Source organism: Flavobacterium johnsoniae UW101 (genome assembly GCF_000016645.1).
GTDB classification, from domain to species: Bacteria; Bacteroidota; Bacteroidia; order Flavobacteriales; family Flavobacteriaceae; genus Flavobacterium; species Flavobacterium johnsoniae.
Genome location: NC_009441.1, coordinates 2,247,362 through 2,266,619, shown reverse-complemented (window position 1 = coordinate 2,266,619; position 19,258 = coordinate 2,247,362). Strand labels below are relative to the sequence as shown.

At 34.1% G+C, this 19,258-nt stretch carries 10 protein-coding genes; 3 read left to right on the top strand and 7 right to left on the bottom strand.

Annotated features, from left to right (window positions below; all coding sequences use genetic code 11):
- Positions 1-151 precede the first annotated feature (151 nt).
- The gene (locus tag FJOH_RS10160) at positions 152-1,534 is read left to right on the top strand and encodes a Kelch repeat-containing protein (RefSeq protein ID WP_012024025.1); all 1,383 of its coding nucleotides are present in this window, start codon (positions 152-154) and stop codon (positions 1,532-1,534) included.
- Between the two features lie 54 nt (positions 1,535-1,588).
- Here the strand turns inward: FJOH_RS10160 and FJOH_RS10155 are convergent, their stop codons facing one another.
- The 4 genes from FJOH_RS10155 to FJOH_RS10140 form a co-directional block, all read right to left on the bottom strand.
- Entirely contained in the window at positions 1,589-3,853 is a 2,265-nt protein-coding gene (locus FJOH_RS10155; protein WP_044048275.1) for an aconitate hydratase, read from the bottom strand.
- 116 nt (positions 3,854-3,969) lie between these two features.
- Positions 3,970-6,741 carry a bifunctional aconitate hydratase 2/2-methylisocitrate dehydratase gene (locus FJOH_RS10150; RefSeq protein ID WP_012024023.1) on the bottom strand — a complete coding sequence of 924 codons (2,772 nt, stop codon included), beginning with the start codon at positions 6,739-6,741 and terminating at the stop codon, positions 3,970-3,972.
- Positions 6,742-7,152: 411 nt separating this feature from the next.
- Entirely contained in the window at positions 7,153-8,106 is a 954-nt protein-coding gene (locus FJOH_RS10145) for an AAA family ATPase (protein ID WP_012024022.1), read from the bottom strand.
- Between the two features lie 78 nt (positions 8,107-8,184).
- On the bottom strand, positions 8,185-9,612 hold the full coding sequence (locus tag FJOH_RS10140; RefSeq protein ID WP_012024021.1) for a peptidylprolyl isomerase: 1,428 nt from the start codon (positions 9,610-9,612) through the stop codon (positions 8,185-8,187).
- Between the two features lie 475 nt (positions 9,613-10,087).
- Here FJOH_RS10140 and FJOH_RS10135 point away from each other — a divergent pair, with 475 nt between their 5' ends.
- Both FJOH_RS10135 and FJOH_RS10130 read left to right on the top strand, forming a co-directional pair.
- Positions 10,088-11,527 (top strand): alpha-amylase, encoded by a 1,440-nt coding sequence (locus FJOH_RS10135; protein WP_012024020.1) that lies wholly within the window; start codon positions 10,088-10,090, stop codon positions 11,525-11,527.
- Positions 11,528-11,675: 148 nt separating this feature from the next.
- A complete protein-coding gene (locus tag FJOH_RS10130; RefSeq protein ID WP_012024019.1) occupies positions 11,676-13,268 on the top strand; it encodes a peptide chain release factor 3 in 1,593 nt (530 codons plus the stop codon).
- 83 nt (positions 13,269-13,351) lie between these two features.
- Here FJOH_RS10130 and FJOH_RS10125 read toward each other — a convergent pair whose 3' ends face one another.
- The 3 genes from FJOH_RS10125 to rpoC form a co-directional block, all read right to left on the bottom strand.
- On the bottom strand, positions 13,352-14,089 hold the full coding sequence (locus FJOH_RS10125; RefSeq protein ID WP_012024018.1) for a hypothetical protein: 738 nt from the start codon (positions 14,087-14,089) through the stop codon (positions 13,352-13,354).
- A 353-nt stretch (positions 14,090-14,442) separates the two neighbouring features.
- Complete coding sequence (locus tag FJOH_RS10120) at positions 14,443-14,754, bottom strand: DUF3467 domain-containing protein (protein WP_012024017.1); 312 nt, start codon at positions 14,752-14,754, stop codon at positions 14,443-14,445.
- 11 nt (positions 14,755-14,765) lie between these two features.
- Positions 14,766-19,076: a DNA-directed RNA polymerase subunit beta' gene (gene rpoC / locus FJOH_RS10115; protein WP_012024016.1), complete on the bottom strand. Its 4,311-nt coding sequence runs from the start codon at positions 19,074-19,076 to the stop codon at positions 14,766-14,768.
- Between the last annotated feature and the right edge of the window lie 182 nt (positions 19,077-19,258).

The window sequence follows — 19,258 nt, the reverse complement described above, 5'->3', positions numbered from 1 at the left end:
ACTTTTTAAAGTAAAATTTCCACGTTTTTTAACAACTAATTTACTTCAAATTAACAACCTCGGTATAAAAATTGAGCCAACTTTTTGAAATGCAGTTTTTTACATTTAGCATTCTTTTTTTCCAAAAAATCCAAAATTTGAAACCTAAAAAATGGCGAAAAAATTACTCTTGATTTTTATTTTCATTCCTTTTTTTTCTATTTCACAAAATATAAATGGCGAAGTATTTTCTCAAAAAGAAAATCTTCCTATTGAAAACACCAATGTATTTGCCTTGTCAAGCAAAGTAGGAACTATAACTGATCTGAACGGAAAATTCTCTTTAAAGCTGCTTCCGCAATTTAAAAACGATGAAATTTTAGAATTCTCTCATATTGGTTTTACCAGCCTAAAAGTACGTCTTGAAGACTTTAAGAAAGCAAATTTCACTATCTTTCTGGCTAATGAAGTCGAGAATTTATCTGAATTGACAATTACAGCCAATCATCAGTTAAAATTAAAATCAAAGCTGAACTTTAATAAACTGGCTCCTTTAAAATTTCCTATCTTCTCTTTTGGATCGTTTTTAAACAACGATAAAATTTATGTTATAGGCGGGAATGGATCTCGTGAAGCTGATTCATGGAAGAAAGTTACCGCAGAAAAAGCCGCACCCACTTTAAAAGATCTTCAAGATGAGTTAAGCCGAAATTCAACTTTTTTGTTTTACAAAGGGGATTTCTCTACGTACAATATTAAAACTGATACTTGGGAAGATTCTCCCATAAAATTCATAAAAAGAGCATATCACAATGCACACTTATATGATAATTCAGTGTATGTTTTAGGCGGAAAAAGAATTTCTGTAAATGGAAAATTTGAATACTTGCAAGATCAGATTGAAGTTTTAAACCTTAGTGATCAAACTATAAAAGTTGACAATACAAATCCGCATCAAGCTGCAGATTTTGCTTCGTTTACTTATAAAGACAATATTATTATAATGGGTGGTTCTATAAAAATGACCGAAAGCGGTAAAAAAACTTTCACCAACAAAGTACATATGTACAACATTCCTTCTGGTTATTGGTATGAACTAGACAACATGCCAACTGCAAAAGAAACTACAGGAATCCTGCTTAATGATAAAATATATCTTATTGGAGGAAATAACAGCCAGCCTCTGCCTGAAATTGAAACTTTTGATTTGATTACACAAAAATGGCAGATTGAAGGTGAATTATTTTCAGGATTAGAAAGACCAGCAATAATTTATCATGACAATATCATTTATTTTTTTGAAGACACAATACTATACACCTATCACTTAAAAACAAAACAGCTTAAAGAATATAAAATTGATCTGGGTTTAAAATCTTGTTCTATGCATTTTTACAATGACAAACTTTATATAATTGGCGGCTATACACATAATGATTATTCTAAAACTCCTTCTTCAAACACATACAGCATCTCAATTGATGAATTTCAAACAACTAAACCAAATAGAATTAAAACATTAGAAATCAAATCAGACAAAATTAATTTCAAATAAAAAAGCGCTCTGTATATACAGAGCGCTTTTTAAGTATAATCGAATCTTAAAAAATTAAGCTTTTCCTGCTGCAATTAAATTTAATGCAGAACCTGCAACAAACCATCCAATTTGTCCAGCGTTATAAGTATGGTTTGCCAAAATGATATCTTTTGTGCCATTTGCATGCACAAACTCTAATGTTAATGGCTTACCAGGAGCAAATTCAGTTAAATCTAAGAAGTTAATTGTATCATCTTCCTGAATTTTATCGTAATCTGCTTCATTAGCAAAAGTCAATCCTAAAAGACCTTGTTTTTTAAGGTTAGTTTCATGGATACGAGCGAAAGATTTCACTAATACCGCTTTAACACCTAAGAAACGAGGCTCCATAGCCGCATGTTCACGAGAAGAACCTTCTCCGTAGTTATGATCCCCAACCACAATAGAAGGAACCCCAGCTGCTTTGTATGCACGAGCAACCGCAGGAACAGCATCGTATTGACCTGTTAATTGATTTTTAACAGAGTTTGTTTTTTGGTTATAAGCATTTACAGCTCCAATAAGCATATTATTAGAAATATTGTCTAAATGTCCTCGGAAACGTAACCATGGTCCAGCCATAGAAATATGGTCTGTAGTACATTTTCCGAATGCTTTGATTAACAATTTAGCACCAGTAATATTTTTTCCGTCCCAAGCGTCAAAAGGAGCTAGTAATTGTAATCGCTCTGATGTTGGATTTACCACAACCTGAACACCTGAACCATCCGCTGCCGGAGCCTGAAATCCTGGATCTTCAGCATAGAAACCTTTAGCAGGAAGTTCATCCCCTGTTGGAGCATCCAGCATTACTTCTTCTCCATCTTCATTAATCAGCTTATCTGTTAATGGATTAAAACCTAAATCACCCGCAATTGCCATTGCAGTTACCAATTCTGGAGAACCTACAAAAGCAAGTGTATTAGGGTTACCATCTGCACGTTTTGAGAAATTACGATTGAAAGAGTGAACAATTGTATTTCTTTCCTCTTTCTCTGCTCCATCTCTATCCCACATACCAATACATGGTCCGCAGGCGTTAGCAAAAACAGTTGCTCCAATTTTATGGAACGTATCGATAAAACCGTCTCTTTCTATTGTAGAACGAACTACTTCAGAACCCGGAGTAATGGTAAACTCAGCTTTTGTTTTTAAGTTTTTTGCTGCAACTTGTCTTGCTAAAGAAGCTGCACGAGAAATATCTTCGTAAGAAGAGTTTGTACAAGAACCAATTAATCCTACCTGAATTTGCAACGGCCAGTTATTTTTGATTGCTTCTTCTTTCATTTTAGAAATCGGAGTAGCTAAATCTGGAGTAAATGGTCCGTTTAAGTGCGGCTCTAATTGAGATAAATTAATTTCGATAACCTGATCGAAATATTCTTCTGGGTTAGCATAAACTTCAGGATCTCCTGTTAGGTATGGCGCAATTTTATCTGCAGCATCGGCAACATCGGCACGGTTTGTAGAACGAAGATAACGTCCCATTGAAGCATCATAACCAAAAGTAGAAGTTGTAGCTCCAATCTCAGCACCCATATTACAAATAGTCCCTTTACCAGTACAAGACATAGAAGTTGCTCCTTCGCCAAAATATTCAACAATAGCACCTGTTCCTCCTTTTACAGTTAAAATACCTGCTACTTTCAAAATAACATCTTTTGGAGCGGTCCAACCTGATAATTTACCAGTTAGTTTTACTCCAATAAGTTTAGGAAATTTAAGTTCCCAAGCCATACCCGACATAACATCAACGGCATCTGCTCCACCAACTCCAATTGCTACCATTCCTAAACCTCCGGCATTTACCGTGTGAGAATCGGTACCAATCATCATCCCGCCAGGGAAAGCATAGTTTTCAAGTACTACTTGGTGAATAATTCCTGCTCCTGGTTTCCAGAAACCAATTCCGTATTTATTAGAAACAGATGATAGGAAGTCAAAAACTTCATTACTCTGCGTTTTAGCTCTCGCCAAATCAGTTGCAGCATCTACTTTTGCCTGAATCAGGTGATCGCAATGCACCGTTGTTGGAACTGCTACTTTAGATTTTCCGGCATGCATAAACTGCAATAATGCCATTTGTGCTGTAGCATCCTGACACGCTACACGGTCTGGTGCAAAATCAACATAATCTACACCTCTTTTAAAAACTTGAGATGGTACTCCATCCCAAAGGTGATTATATAAAATTTTCTCTGTCAAAGTAAGTGGACGACCAACTAGCTCGCGTGCCTTATCAACACGTTCCGGCATGTTCTCATACACTTTTTTTATCATTTCAATATCAAAAGCCATAAGTTTATTGTTTTGTTTTTTTATTTTGAACATGACAAGTTACAAAAAATAGAAGAGCTATAAAAGAAAAAGCCCGAGTTTATCACTCGGGCTTTATAATATTAATAATCGTAAGATTACATTACTAACGATTTGTTTGAAGGCGCAAACTTAGTTAAGTTGATACCATCTACAGCTGCTGTATATTCTTCAATAGTAGGAGTTCTTCCTAAAATTGTAGACAATACTACAACTGGAGTAGAAGAAAGTAATGATTCTCCTTTTTTACCCTCTTTATCTTCTACAACTCTTCCTTGGAAAAGACGCGTAGAAGTTGCCATTACCGTATCTCCTTTTGCAGCTTTTTCTTGGTTACCCATACAAAGGTTACAACCTGGACGCTCTAAATACAACATGTTTTCATATTCTGTACGCGCAGCACCTTTTGGAGCATTATCATCGAATTCAAAACCAGAATATTTCTGTAATACTTCCCAGTCACCTTCAGCTTTCAATTCATCTACAATGTTATATGTTGGAGGAGCAACAACAAGAGGAGCGTTGAATTCCACTTTTCCTGTTTGTGCTTCAACATTTTTCAACATTTGAGCAAGGATTTTCATATCTCCTTTATGAACCATACAAGATCCAATAAATCCAAGATCTACTTTTTTCACTCCACCGTAGAAAGATAAAGGTCTAATAGTATCGTGCGTGTATCTTTTTGAAACATCAGCATTATTTACGTCTGGATCAGCAATCATAGGCTCTGCAATTAAATCAAGATCAACTACAACTTCAGCATAATATTTAGCATTTGCGTCTGGAGTTAAAGCTGGTTTCTCTGCCGATTTAATTTCAGCAATTCTCTTATCAGCTTTGTTGATCAATCCTTGAAGAACGTGTTTATCGTTATCCATTCCTTTGTCGATCATGATTTGGATTCTGCCTTTAGCAATTTCCAATGATTCGATCAAAGTATCATCTTCAGAAATACAAATAGAAGCTTTTGCTTTCATCTCTGCAGTCCAGTCAGTAAATGTAAAGGCTTGGTCAGCTGTTAATGTTCCAATGTGAACCTCAATAATTCTTCCTTGGAATACATTTTCTCCTCCAAATTGGTGAAGCATTTGCGCTTGAGTAGCATGAACCACATCACGGAAATCCATATACCCTTTCATATCTCCTTTAAAAGTAACTTTTACAGATTCTGGAATTGGCATTGAAGCTTCTCCAGTAGCCAATGCAAGAGCAACAGTTCCTGAGTCAGCACCAAAAGCAACACCTTTTGACATTCTTGTATGAGAGTCACCACCAATAATGATTGCCCACTCGTCGATAGTAATATCGTTAAGTACTTTATGGATTACGTCTGTCATTGAATGATAAACACCTTTTGGGTCACGAGCTGTGATCAAACCAAAATCGTTCATGAATTTCATCAATTTTGGAATGTTTGCCTGTGCTTTTTTATCCCAAACAGAAGCAGTATGACATCCTGACTGGTAAGCACCATCAACGATTGGTGAAATTACTGTAGCTGCCATAGATTCTAATTCCTGAGCAGTCATTAAACCTGTAGTATCCTGAGAACCTACAATATTAACTTCAACACGAACGTCAGAACCAGCGTGTAATACTTTACCCGGAGCGATTCCAACTGCATTTTTGTTGAAGATTTTTTCCACTGCAGTAAGGCCTTGTCCTTCATAAGAAACTTCTTTTGACGGAGCATATACAAGAGGAGCCTCAACATCTAAAACTTTTGCTGCTAATGTTTGAAGTTTTTTACCAAATACGATAGCATAAGAACCACCTGCTTTGATAAATTCCATTTTTTGAGGAGTAAATGCTTTAGAAATGTCGATCAATTCCTGATCTCCGTTATAAAGCTTTTTCTCTTTAATATTGATTGTAAGAACCGTTCCTGTAGCAACAGAATAAGTTTGCTCTAAAATTGGTTCGTCATTTTCGTTACGAATAACATTTCCGTCAGCATCAACTTTTTTAACCCAGTTTTTAAGGTCTAAACCAATACCGCCAGTAACATCTACAGTTGTTAAGAAAATTGGAGAAATTCCGTTTGTTCCTCCAACAATTGGAGCAATATTAACAAATGGAATATAAGGACTTGCTTGTTTTCCTGTCCAAAGTGCCACGTTGTTTACACCTGACATTCTAGAAGAACCAACTCCCATTGTTCCTTTTTCAGCGATTAACATTACGCTTTTATCTGGATGCTGTGCTTGTAATGCTTTAATTTCCTGCTGTGCCTGAGGCGTAATCATACATTGTCCGTGAAGCTCACGATCTGAACGAGAGTGCGCTTGGTTACCCGGAGAAAGTAAATCTGTTGAAATATCACCTTCACCAGCAATAAATGTAACTACCTTAATTTCGTCAGCTACTTCTGGAAGTTTTGTAAAGAACTCTGCTTGAGCATAACTCTCAAGGATTTCTTTAGCAATTGTATTATTATTTTTGAATGCCTCTACTAAACGATCTGTATCTGCTTCGTAAAGGAAAACTTGTGTTTTAAGAACTTTTGCTGCTTCTTTTGCTATAGCAGCATCATTACCTAAAGCTAAATCAAGTAACACTTCGATAGAAGGCCCGCCTTTCATGTGAGATAATAATTCAAAAGCAAATGCTGGTGTAATTTCTGCTACAACAGACTGACCCAGAATAATCTCTTTTAAAAACTTAGCTTTTTCACCAGCAGCACTTGTAGTTCCTGGTAAAGTATTGTAAATAAAAAACTTAAGAGAATCTTCTCTGTATTCGTTATTTGTATCTTTAATTTGTGCAATAATTTCGCTTAATAATTCAGCACTATCAATTGGTTTTGGGTGAAGTCCCTGATTTTTACGTTCTTCAATTTCTTGGATATAATCCTTATAAATGTTCATAATTAAGGCAGATTTATTTTTTTTATGCAAATTTAAGCATTAAAGCCGATAATTAAAAAAAATATAATAGAAGTCGCCTTTTCAAAAATTATTATTGTTAAAAAACGATTTTCACTGCTTGTTTTTGCTAAAATATCAATTTTGTATTAAAAAAATGAATTATTGATATTTTAAAATCTTTTCATTAACAAAGTCGAAATTTAATGTTAGGAAGCAAGTAAGATTTTACACCTATTTTGATAAAGAATCTTTCTAAATAAATAATTATAACGTTATAGTTGCAATTTTTAACGTCATTTCGACCTTCATCTATTCATGTCAAAATTGACAAATTCTTAATATTGATTTCAAATAAAAAACAAAAAAGCCCGATAAGATTATCAAGCTTTTTCCAATTTATTATATTATAATTTACATCAGCTTTTTAATAATAACTTCTTCAGTTATTCCTTCTGCATCTGCTTTGTAGTTTTTAATAATTCTGTGACGTAAAATTCCGGTTGCTACTGCTTTTACATCTTCAATATCCGGTGAAAATTTACCATTAAAAGCAGCGTGGGCTTTTGCAGCTAAAATTAAATTTTGCGAAGCTCTCGGCCCTGCTCCCCAATCCAGATAGTTTTTTACAAAATCATTTGTCAAAGCATTATCGGGACGAGTTTTACTCACTAATGTCACAGCATATTCAATAACATTATCTGCTACTGGAATTCTACGAATTAAATGCTGGAAATCAATAATTTCCTGAGCCGTAAACAATGGTCTAATTTCTACTTTATTATCTGATGTGGTTTGTTTAACCACTTTTACTTCTTCTTCAAAAGTTGGATATTCTAGTTTAATAGCAAACATAAAACGGTCTAACTGAGCTTCCGGCAAAGGATACGTTCCTTCCTGCTCAATTGGATTTTGTGTTGCCAGAACGAAATAAGGCAGATCTAATTTGTAATTTTGTCCTGCAATTGTTACTGAACGCTCCTGCATTGCTTCTAATAAAGCTGCCTGAGTTTTTGGAGGTGTTCTATTAATCTCGTCAGCTAGAATAATATTAGAAAATATTGGTCCTTTTATGAATTTAAAATGTCTGTTTTCGTCCAGAATTTCACTTCCTAAAATATCCGAAGGCATCAAGTCTGGTGTAAACTGAATTCTTTTAAAATCTAAACCTAAAGCCTGTGATAAAGTATTTATCATTAACGTTTTTGCCAACCCCGGAACACCAATTAAAAGAGCGTGTCCTCCAGAAAATATACAAAGTAAAATTTCGTCAATTACGGCATCCTGCCCTACAATTATTTTTGCTATTTCGTTTTTTAATTCGTTACGTTTCTGAACTAAATTATGAATTGCTGTTACGTCAGACATTTATGAATATATTTAAAATTAAAAAGAGTTAGTTTAATGAATTCATAAAACTAACTCTTTTTCTTTATTTAATAAAAATTATTTTTTCAACCAATTGTTAGCAAACGTACAATCTTTGTATTCTCCAATAATTTTGATATAAGTATCTTTAATCTTAGTATCAAACCATTTTGCTATCGCATTGATTTGTTTTTCTTTTAATGCTAATTCTTTAATTTTAGTATAATCTTTAGCATAATCAGCTGTATGTTCGTCGATTCTGTTTGTTACAGTTATCAACTTATACGTTTTCTTTCCTTTATCGTCTGTGTTTAAAAGCGGCTGAGAAACTTCATCATCTTTTAAATTTGAAACCTGACCGTATAAAGTTGGATCCATTTTAGTCAATTCAAAACGAGTATCCTGAGTATTAGGATTTATTAATGTTCCTCCATTTGCTCTGGTTTCTTTTTCATCAGATTCTGTTCTTGCAGCGTCTGCAAAAGTCAATTCTTTGCTTACAATTTTAGCTCTAATGTTTGCAATTCTTTCTTTTGCTTCTTTTAAAGCGCTTTCAGAAACGGTTGGAGCAATTAATATATGACGTAATTCTACTTCCTGTCCTTTTATTTTATCTACCATTATAATATGATATCCAAAAGTAGTTTCAAATGGTGCAGAAATCTCACCTTCCTGTAAACTAAATGCAACATCTTTAAACTCTTTTACAAAAGGTGTTTTACGTGTCATTTTGTAGTAACCGCCATTTGGTGCAGATCCAGGATCCTGAGAATATAAAACAGCTTTTGTTGCAAAGCTTGATCCTTCTAAAACATCTTTTCTAATAGCATTTAATCTATCTATTACCTTTTGCTTGTCTTCCTTAGAAACTTTTGGCTCTACCACAATTTGCGCTACTTCCATTTCAGCTCCAAAAGTCGGCAATTCGTCTTTAGGAATTTTTCTAAAGAAATTACGAACTTCTTCAGGAGTTATTTCTACATCTTTAACAATTTTATCTCTCATTTCAGAAGCTAACTTCTGCTCTTTTAAGATGTCAGCAAAATATGTTTTAAATTCCTCTACAGAACTTTTTTTATAGTATTCGACTACTTTATTTATGTCTCCAACTTGTTGAATCATATAGTTCAAACGTTCTTCCATCATACCTCTAACTTCGGCATCACTCACAATAATACTATCCTGAATAGCCTGATGCGCATATAATTTATCTTCAAGAAGTTTACCAAGCATCTGGCATCTTGTAATATCTTTAATATTACCTCCCTGGCTTGAAATCTCTAAATAACCTTTATCAATATCAGAATCTAAAACAATATAATCTCCAACTGTAGCGATAATACCGTCTATTTTTTGTTTACCATGCACTGGTTCTGCAGGCTTTTCAGCTACAACATCCTTAATAATTTCCTGAGCTGAAACTATTGAAGTGAAAAAAAGTAAAAAACACATTGTTAAGACTAACTTGTAATCAATTGTTTTTAGCTGTAATTTTTTTAATAACATTATTTTAAATTTAATTGGATGTTAAAGATCAGTGCTTTAAAATTTAGTAAGACCTTATTTGTTCTTTCAAAAGTTATTCTAAAAAACCAAATAGTCAATTTCTTTATCTTATATAAAACGAACAAAAATAACAATTCAATTACATAATACAACTATCAGCCATAGTATTAACAAAAAATTATGTGGATGATAATTAAATCGAATATATAAATGTTTATTCTTTTCTTCTGCAGACAAATTACTATGTACTTAATTTAAATTCAAATCTGAAATTTAAATGTTCTGAAAAAGTTTTAAACACTACAACGTTTTCGTTGTAAAACTATTTTCCTACAAAACTAAATCGAATCAAAAAACTCCTACTTTAGATGCGTAATTAACAATTTAAACGTATAAAAATTAAGAATATCTTATTTTAAAAACTAAAAATTAAACAATTACAAACTTTATTAATTTAACCTTAACCACATCTATTATGAAAAAACCTATTGCAAGATTGTGTTTTGTTATGGCACTTACAGGATTGTTGTACTCTTGTTCGCAAAACGAAACAAACGATGTTGATTCAAAAGCAGAAAGTCAGCAGTTTAAAATCATTAATGTCACGCATCACGACGGAAAGCCTTTCAGTACAGGAAAATCTTCTTCTCTAACTGGAAAATATGTTGATAACCCAGGTGGAGGTGTTATGATGCAGGCCTTTTATTGGGATGTACCCGCTGGAGGAACTTGGTGGGATACTGTAAAAGGAAAAGTAACTGCTTGGGGAAATGCCGGAATTGGTTCTATTTGGCTCCCACCTGCTTCAAAAGCTCAAAATGGAGCATTCTCTATGGGATATGATCCTACTGATTATTTTGATTTTGGAGATTATAATCAAAACGGAAGCACTGAAACACGATTTGGATCAAAAGCTGAATTAGTAAGTTTAATTACAGCTGCCCATAATGAGAATATCAAAGTTTATGCAGATATCGTAATCAATCATAACAGCGGCGGACAATCTGAAGCAAATCCATTTACAGGAACAAATACCTGGACTAATTTTACAGGAGTTGCTTCGGGTAAATTCCCTCGTAACTATAATGATTTTTATAAAAACAGTTACGGAAATAATGACGAAGGTTCTTTTGGAGGGTTTCCTGATTTATGCCACGCTGCACCTAACGTTCAGAACTGGCTGTGGCTGCGTGCTGACGGAGTTGGTAAATATTATAAAAACACAATGAAGTTTGACGGCTGGAGATTCGACTATGTAAAAGGCTTTGGTGCATGGGTTGTAAATGCATGGAATTCGAATGTTGGAGGATTTTCTGTTGGAGAATTATGGGATTCGAATGTAAATGTATTAAATGACTGGGCAAACAATGCGAATAGTTCTGTATTTGATTTTGCATGTTATTATAAAATGAACGATGCCTTTGACGGAAATAATCTGGCATTATTAAATGATGATATGATGTGGAAACGCAATCCGTACAAAGCAGTAACTTTTGTAACCAATCATGATACTGACGAAATCTGGAGCAAAATGTTAGCTTACTCCTATATATTAACTCACGAAGGTTATCCAACAATTTTTTATAGAGATTATGAAGAATGGTTAGACAAGAACAAACTTAATAATCTAATCTGGATTCACAACAATAAAGCAACTGGAACAACTTCTATTTTATATTCAGACAATGATGAATATGTTGCCAGAAGAAACGGATACAACGGAAATCCCGGATTGGTTGTTTACATAAACAATTCTGACTCGTGGCAGGAAAGATGGATTCAAACCAATTGGGCAAATACTCAAATTAAAGATTTTACAGGAAACTCATCTTGGTATCCAACTACTCAAGCTGACAAATGGGTAAAAATACAATGTCCTCCAAGAGGATATTCAATTTGGTCAATTAATCAGTAATTTTAAAAATGACTATCTAAGGCTGTTGCAAAACAGCCTTATTTTTTTTCTAAAAATCTCTCAATAGAAAAGACTTCCTAAATTTAAGAAGTGAATATTTTTATAAAGTCGTATTTAATAGTACTTTTGCAACCTATTTATACAAAATATGAGCTTTTTAAAAGAAATACAACGCAGAAGAACATTTGGAATTATCTCGCATCCTGATGCCGGTAAAACTACATTAACGGAAAAATTACTGTTATTTGGAGGTGCTATTCAGGAAGCTGGAGCGGTAAAAAATAACAAAATTAAAAAAGGAGCAACGAGTGACTTTATGGAAATCGAACGCCAAAGAGGTATCTCGGTTTCAACTTCTGTACTTGCTTTTAATTATAAAGATAAAAAAATCAATATCCTTGACACACCCGGACACAAGGATTTTGCCGAAGATACTTTTAGAACCTTAACTGCTGTTGACAGCGTAATTGTTGTAATTGACGTTGCAAAAGGGGTTGAGGAACAAACAGAAAAACTGGTTGCTGTTTGTAGAATGCGTAATATTCCTATGATTGTTTTCATCAACAAATTAGATCGTGAAGGTAAAGATGCTTTTGATCTAATGGATGAAGTAGAACAAAAATTAGGATTGAAAGTTACTCCTTTAAGTTTCCCTATTGGAATGGGTTATGATTTTCAGGGAATTTATAATCTTTGGGAAGAAAATATTAACCTTTTTAGTGGAGACAGCCGTAAAAATATTGAAGAAACTATTGCCTTTTCTGATGTACAGAACAATCCTGAATTGGATAAAATTGTGGGAGAAAAAGCGGCTAACAAACTTCGTGAAGAGTTAGAATTAATTGATGAAGTTTATCCAAAATTTGAACGTCAGGATTATCTGGATGGAAAAATCCAGCCTGTATTCTTTGGTTCAGCTTTGAACAATTTTGGAGTTCGTGAATTGTTAGATTGTTTCATTACAATCGCTCCGTCTCCAAGAGCAAAAGATTCTGAGACTCGTACAGTCGAACCTACAGAAGAAAAAATGTCTGGATTTGTTTTCAAAATCCACGCAAATATGGATCCTAAACACCGTGATCGTCTGGCATTTATCAAAATTGTTTCTGGAACTTTTGAAAGAAACAAACCTTACTATCATGTACGCCAAAAGAAGAATTTAAAATTCTCTAGTCCAAATGCATTCTTTGCTGAGAAAAAAGAAATCGTTGATATTTCTTATCCAGGTGATATTGTAGGTTTGCACGATACAGGAAACTTTAAAATTGGAGATACTTTAACTGAAGGCGAAATCATGAGTTTTAAAGGAATTCCAAGTTTCTCTCCAGAACACTTTAGATACATCAACAACGCCGATCCGATGAAAGCTAAACAATTAGAAAAAGGAGTCGACCAGTTAATGGATGAAGGTGTAGCGCAGTTGTTTACATTAGAAATGAACAATCGTAAAATTATCGGAACCGTTGGAGCACTTCAATATGAGGTAATTCAATATCGTTTAGAGCATGAATACGGCGCAAAATGTACTTATGAAAACTTCCCTGTACATAAGGCATGCTGGGTAAAACCTGACGATTCTAAAAATGAGGAATTCAAAGAATTTAAGCGTATTAAACAAAAATTCCTGGCTCATGACAAATATGGCCAATTAGTTTTCTTAGCCGATTCTGATTTTACAATACAAATGACACAAAGTAAATATCCTACTGTGAAATTATACTTTACATCTGAATTTGATTAATATCCTTTAGATAAAAAATACCAAAAGGCTGTCTATGATTTAGACAGCCTTTTTCATTTACATTCCCCAAAATGTAAATTTAATTATTGCTTTGTGTAATTAATTCCTAATCCGCCAGCAATATAGATTTTAGTAAGTTCTTCTGCTCCAATAATTATATTTTGTGTCAAAACATTATTTTTAACTGATTTTAAATCGAAATCTATTTCTTTTGACAGATAATAATCATTTCCGGTAATTGTAACCATTAGTGATTTACTGTTTTTTAAAATTTTAGTTTCTATCGAAAATTCTCCAGTTTTAGGATTAACTTTTACAGGAATTTGTGAACCGTCAACAGCAAGCATTAAATTAGGGTATGTTTCTCTATTAAAAGGCTTGATTGTATTTGCTTCCAATAATCTTCCTTTTATAATTATAGAAATTTCTTGATTTGCAGTATGGTTATAAGCCACTTTCCCTACTTTATAAGTATTAGGTTTCGGGGAGCTTATTTCTGTTTTAACAGGTTCTTTTTCTTGCGCTGAAAGATTTGAGGCCAATAAAACGGATGCTGCAACTGCTGCATATTTTAAAGTATTGATTTTAGAAATTTCATTGTATTCGAACTGTTCTTCTAACTGTGTAGTTTTTAGTCTCGCACAAATAGCTCTGTCTTTATTTTCTGCAATGAATTTAGCAACTTCAGAATTTGTTTTCTTACTTAAATCAATCACATTTTTCATGCAGGAATTACAAAATGAACCATTTGCATTAGGAATCATTTTATCAAAATTTTCAGAACAAGGATTTGCTATTTCTAAGGTGAATTTCTTTTTCATACTATACTTTATTTAAGTTAAAAAACTTCTGAATCGCTCTTACTTATATAGAGTATATTTTTTATAAAAAGGTTGGGAAGAAAATAAAATATTTTACAATAAGAAGTTAATCACTTCATTTTCAAAAACAAAAAAAAGCACTAATTAGGTTAGCGCTTTTTTAAACTTTGAATTAAATCAACCTTACTAAGTCATTATATTTCAAAAATTAATCTATCATAGGAAGAGCCAATTTAGAATAACAGGACTGCAAAAAGAAATTTTGTCGACTAAAGTAAATTAAATCAGACAAACTACATTTAATTTTCATTATAGAGCAAAAAAAAAGCCCCATTAAAATGGGGCTTTAAAATTTATGCTTGTCCTGCCGGACCAAAATTAAGCGGTATTGGTGCTTGTTCTGTCTCTTTGATTTCGCCGTGGGCTGCTTCAAATCGATGGATATTTTCACCAATTGCTCTCAATAATCTTTTAGCATGTTGTGGTGTCAAGACAATTCTTGACTTTACCTTGGCTTTAGGAATACCCGGCATAATGCTCACAAAATCTAAAACAAACTCCGATGATGAGTGATTAATAATCGCTAGATTAGAATAAATTCCTTCTGCGATAGTTTCGTCTAACTCAATGTTAATTTGCTCTTGTTGTTGTTTCGGATTACTCATAGTTTCCCTAATTAATAAATGTATTCTTCTTTATTAGCCATCATTTCGTTGTAATCGTCTTTAGAACCTACGATAGTGTTATCGTATTCTCTCATACCAGTTCCCGCAGGAATTCTGTGTCCAACAATTACATTTTCTTTTAATCCTTCTAGATCATCTACTTTACCAGCTACTGCAGCTTCGTTAAGTACTTTCGTTGTCTCCTGGAATGAAGCCGCAGAAATGAATGATTTAGTTTGTAACGAAGCTCTTGTAATACCTTGTAGAACTGGCGTTGCAGTTGCAGTAATTACGTCTCTTGCTACAACAAGATTTTTATCTGTACGTTTCAATAATGAATTTTCATCACGCAATTCACGAGGAGAAATAATTTGACCTGGTTTCAATACTGAAGAATCTCCAGCATCTTCTACCACTTTCATTCCGTACAATTTATCATTTTGAAGGATAAAGTCTTTAGTATGAATCAATTGATCTTCTAAAAATAGAGTATCTCCTGGATCTTCAACTTTTACTTTACGCATCATTTGACGAATTACAACCTCAAAGTGCTTGTCATTAATTTTTACCCCTTGTAAACGGTAAACCTCTTGAATTTCATTTACCAAGTACTGTTGAACAGCAGCTGGTCCTTGAATTCTTAAGATATCATCTGGTGTAATTGCACCATCAGACAATGGAACTCCCGCTCTTACGAAGTCATTTTCTTGTACTAAGATTTGGCTTGAAAGTTTAACTAAATACTTTTTAATCTCACCAAATTTAGATTCGATAACGATCTCACGGTTACCTCTCTTAATTTTTCCAAAAGATACAACTCCATCAATTTCAGATACAACTGCTGGATTTGATGGGTTACGAGCCTCAAGAAGCTCAGTAATTCTTGGTAAACCTCCCGTGATATCGCCTGCTTTAGAAGAACGACGAGGAATTTTTACTAATACTTTACCTGCTTTAATTTTCTCACCATTTTCAACCATTAAGTGTGCACCTACTGGTAAGTTGTAAGAACGAATCAATTCACCTTCTTTACCATAAACTAATAAAGTTGGGATTAATTTTTTGTTTCTAGCCTCAGAAATTACTTTTTCCTGGAAACCAGTCTGCTCATCGATCTCAACCATGAATGATTGTCCTTGTTCTAAATCTTCGTAAGCAATCTTACCAGTAAACTCAGAAACAATTACACCATTATAAGGGTCCCATTTACAAATTACAGTTCCTTTTCCAACAGTTTCTCCATCTTTAACAAAGATACTAGAACCGTAAGGAATATTATGTGTGTTTAAGACGATACCAGTTCCTTCATCAACTAATTTTAATTCAGTTGAACGTGATACTACGATATCAACCGCATTACCTTCACTGTCTTCACCTTTAACTGTTTTTAAATCTTCAATCTCAAGTCTACCTGCGAATCTTGTAACAATACTAGACTCTTCAGAGATACCTCCAGCAACCCCTCCAACGTGGAACGTACGAAGTGTTAACTGTGTACCTGGCTCTCCAATAGACTGAGCAGCAATAACTCCAACAGCTTCACCTCTTTGTGTCATCTTACCAGTAGCTAAGTTTCTACCATAACATTTAGCACAAATACCTTTTAAAGCCTCACAAGTTAATGGAGATCTAACTTCTACTTTTTCAATTGGAGAAGCTTCGATAGTTTTCACAATTGCCTCAGTAATTTGCTGGCCTGATTGAACCATTACTTCATTAGTAAGAGGATTGATAACGTCTTGTAATGCAACACGTCCTAAAATTCTCTCTCCTAAAGATTCAACGATTTCCTCATTTTTCTTCAATGCAGCAACTTCAACACCTCTAAGAGTTCCACAATCTTCGATGTTAACAATAACATCTTGAGAAACGTCATGAAGCCTTCTTGTCAAGTAACCAGCATCGGCCGTTTTAAGAGCCGTATCCGCAAGACCTTTACGAGCACCGTGAGTAGAAATGAAGTACTCAAGGATCGAAAGACCTTCCTTAAAGTTAGAAAGAATCGGGTTTTCAATAATCTCACCACCACCAGCAGTAGATTTTTTAGGCTTAGCCATCAAACCACGCATACCAGTTAACTGACGAATCTGCTCCTTAGAACCCCTCGCCCCAGAGTCAAGCATCATATATACAGAGTTGAAACCTTGTTGGTCTTCTCTAATATTTTTCATTGCTAATTCTGTTAACTGAGCATTTGCTGAAGTCCATACGTCAATAACTTGGTTGTAACGCTCGTTATTTGTGATAAGACCCATGTTATAGTTAGTTGAGATACCTTCAACTTGTTCTCTTGCATCTGCAATTAACTTCGTTTTTTGTTCTGGGATTCTAATATCACCTAAAGAGAATGATAAACCTCCTCTAAATGCGAATTTATAACCCATATCTTTCATATTATCCAAGAAAGCTGCCGTTGTAGGTACATCAGTCACACTTAAAATGTGTCCGATAATATCTCTAAGGTTTTTCTTAGTCAATACGTCGTTGATATATCCAGCTGCTTCAGGTACTACTTCGTTAAATAATACACGTCCTGCAGTTGTTTGAATGATTTTGTACACTAATTCTCCAGCGTCATTAAAATCTTTTGCTCTAATTTTAACACGAGCATTTAGTTCTAATCTTCCTTCGTTTAATGCAATGTTTACTTCTTCAGCAGAATAGAAAGTCAAATCTTGACCTAAAATAATGTGATCTTCTGTAGAAATACGTTCTTTGGTCATATAGTACAGACCCAAGACCATGTCCTGAGAAGGTACAGTAATTGGAGCACCATTTGCAGGGTTCAAAATATTATGAGAAGCCAACATTAATAATTGAGCCTCTAAAATAGCCTCTGGTCCTAATGGTAAGTGAACCGCCATCTGGTCACCATCGAAATCGGCGTTGAATGCCGTACATACTAATGGGTGTAACTGGATCGCTTTTCCTTCAATTAATTTTGGTTGGAAAGCCTGAATACCAAGTCTGTGCAAAGTAGGAGCACGGTTCAGTAATACTGGGTGTCCTTTAATTACGTTTTCAAGGATATCCCAAACTACAGGCTCTTTTTTGTCAATGATTTTCTTAGCAGATTTTACTGTTTTTACAATACCTCTTTCAATCAATTTACGGATAACGAAAGGTTTGTATAACTCAGAAGCCATATCTTTTGGCAATCCGCACTCATATAATTTTAACTCAGGACCAACAACAATTACCGAACGAGCAGAATAATCCACACGTTTACCAAGTAAGTTTTGACGGAAACGTCCTTGCTTACCTTTTAATGAGTCAGATAATGATTTTAATGGTCTGTTAGATTCTGTTTTAACAGCAGAAGCTTTACGTGTGTTATCAAATAATGAATCTACAGATTCTTGCAACATACGTTTTTCGTTTCTTAAGATAACTTCAGGAGCTTTAATCTCCATTAATCTTTTCAAACGGTTGTTACGGATGATTACACGACGGTATAAGTCGTTCAAATCTGAAGTTGCAAAACGACCTCCATCAAGTGGCACAAGCGGACGTAATTCTGGCGGGATAACTGGAACCACTTTCATAATCATCCATTCTGGACGGTTTTCGCGGTTTTCGTTAGACTCACGGAAAGACTCAACAACTTGTAATCTTTTTAAAGCCTCAGTTTTTCTTTGTTTAGAAGTTTCGTTGTTAGCGCTGTGTCTTAATTCATAAGATAAAGCATCTAAGTCAATACGAGCTAATAAATCCATAATACACTCTGCTCCCATTTTGGCAACAAATTTATTTGGATCTAAATCATCTAAATATTGATTTTCTTGCGGAAGAGTATCTAAAATGTTTAGGTATTCTTCTTCAGTTAAGAAATCTAATCTTTGTAAAGATTCTCCATCTGCATTTTTAGCAATACCTGCTTGGATTACTACGTATCTTTCGTAGTAGATGATCATATCTAATTTCTTAGATGGAAGACCAAGGATATAACCAATTTTGTTTGGAAGAGAACGGAAGTACCAGATGTGAGCAATTGGCACAACAAGGTTGATGTGTCCTACTCTATCACGACGTACTTTTTTCTCAGTAACTTCAACACCACAACGGTCACAGATGATACCTTTGTAACGAATTCTTTTATACTTACCACAAGCACATTCGAAATCTTTTACTGGTCCGAAGATTCTTTCGCAGAAAAGTCCGTCACGCTCTGGTTTGTGCGTTCTATAGTTAATTGTTTCTGGCTTTAAAACCTCTCCTCTTGATTCTTTCAAGATAGATTCTGGTGAAGCCAATCCAATAGAAATTTTGTTAAATCTTTTTACTGGATTCTTATCTTTATTATTGTTTCTGTTATTCATCATAGTTTTTACTATTGATTTATTTGCAATTAAAAAATTGAATTTAGATTTATAATCTACTCTTAAAAAGATAAGAGTTAATCATTCAGCTACTACCTCGGGTTACTTCTCTAAACCTCAAATTTTTATTTGAAGTGCTAGTTATAAAATGCCTCGCATTGTTATAAAAAATCGGAACGGTTTAC

What these genes read in the sequence shown, in the direction of transcription:
- FJOH_RS10160 (WP_012024025.1), top strand. Translation starts at nt 152, where the DNA reads ATGGCGAAAAAATTACTCTTGATTTTTATTTTCATTCCTTTTTTTTCT.
- FJOH_RS10155 (WP_044048275.1), bottom strand. Translation starts at nt 3,853, where the DNA reads ATGGCTTTTGATATTGAAATGATAAAAAAAGTGTATGAGAACATGCCG.
- FJOH_RS10150 (WP_012024023.1), bottom strand. Translation starts at nt 6,741, where the DNA reads ATGAACATTTATAAGGATTATATCCAAGAAATTGAAGAACGTAAAAAT.
- FJOH_RS10145 (WP_012024022.1), bottom strand. Translation starts at nt 8,106, where the DNA reads ATGTCTGACGTAACAGCAATTCATAATTTAGTTCAGAAACGTAACGAA.
- FJOH_RS10140 (WP_012024021.1), bottom strand. Translation starts at nt 9,612, where the DNA reads ATGTTATTAAAAAAATTACAGCTAAAAACAATTGATTACAAGTTAGTC.
- FJOH_RS10135 (WP_012024020.1), top strand. Translation starts at nt 10,088, where the DNA reads ATGAAAAAACCTATTGCAAGATTGTGTTTTGTTATGGCACTTACAGGA.
- FJOH_RS10130 (WP_012024019.1), top strand. Translation starts at nt 11,676, where the DNA reads ATGAGCTTTTTAAAAGAAATACAACGCAGAAGAACATTTGGAATTATC.
- FJOH_RS10125 (WP_012024018.1), bottom strand. Translation starts at nt 14,089, where the DNA reads ATGAAAAAGAAATTCACCTTAGAAATAGCAAATCCTTGTTCTGAAAAT.
- FJOH_RS10120 (WP_012024017.1), bottom strand. Translation starts at nt 14,754, where the DNA reads ATGAGTAATCCGAAACAACAACAAGAGCAAATTAACATTGAGTTAGAC.
- rpoC (WP_012024016.1), bottom strand. Translation starts at nt 19,076, where the DNA reads ATGATGAATAACAGAAACAATAATAAAGATAAGAATCCAGTAAAAAGA.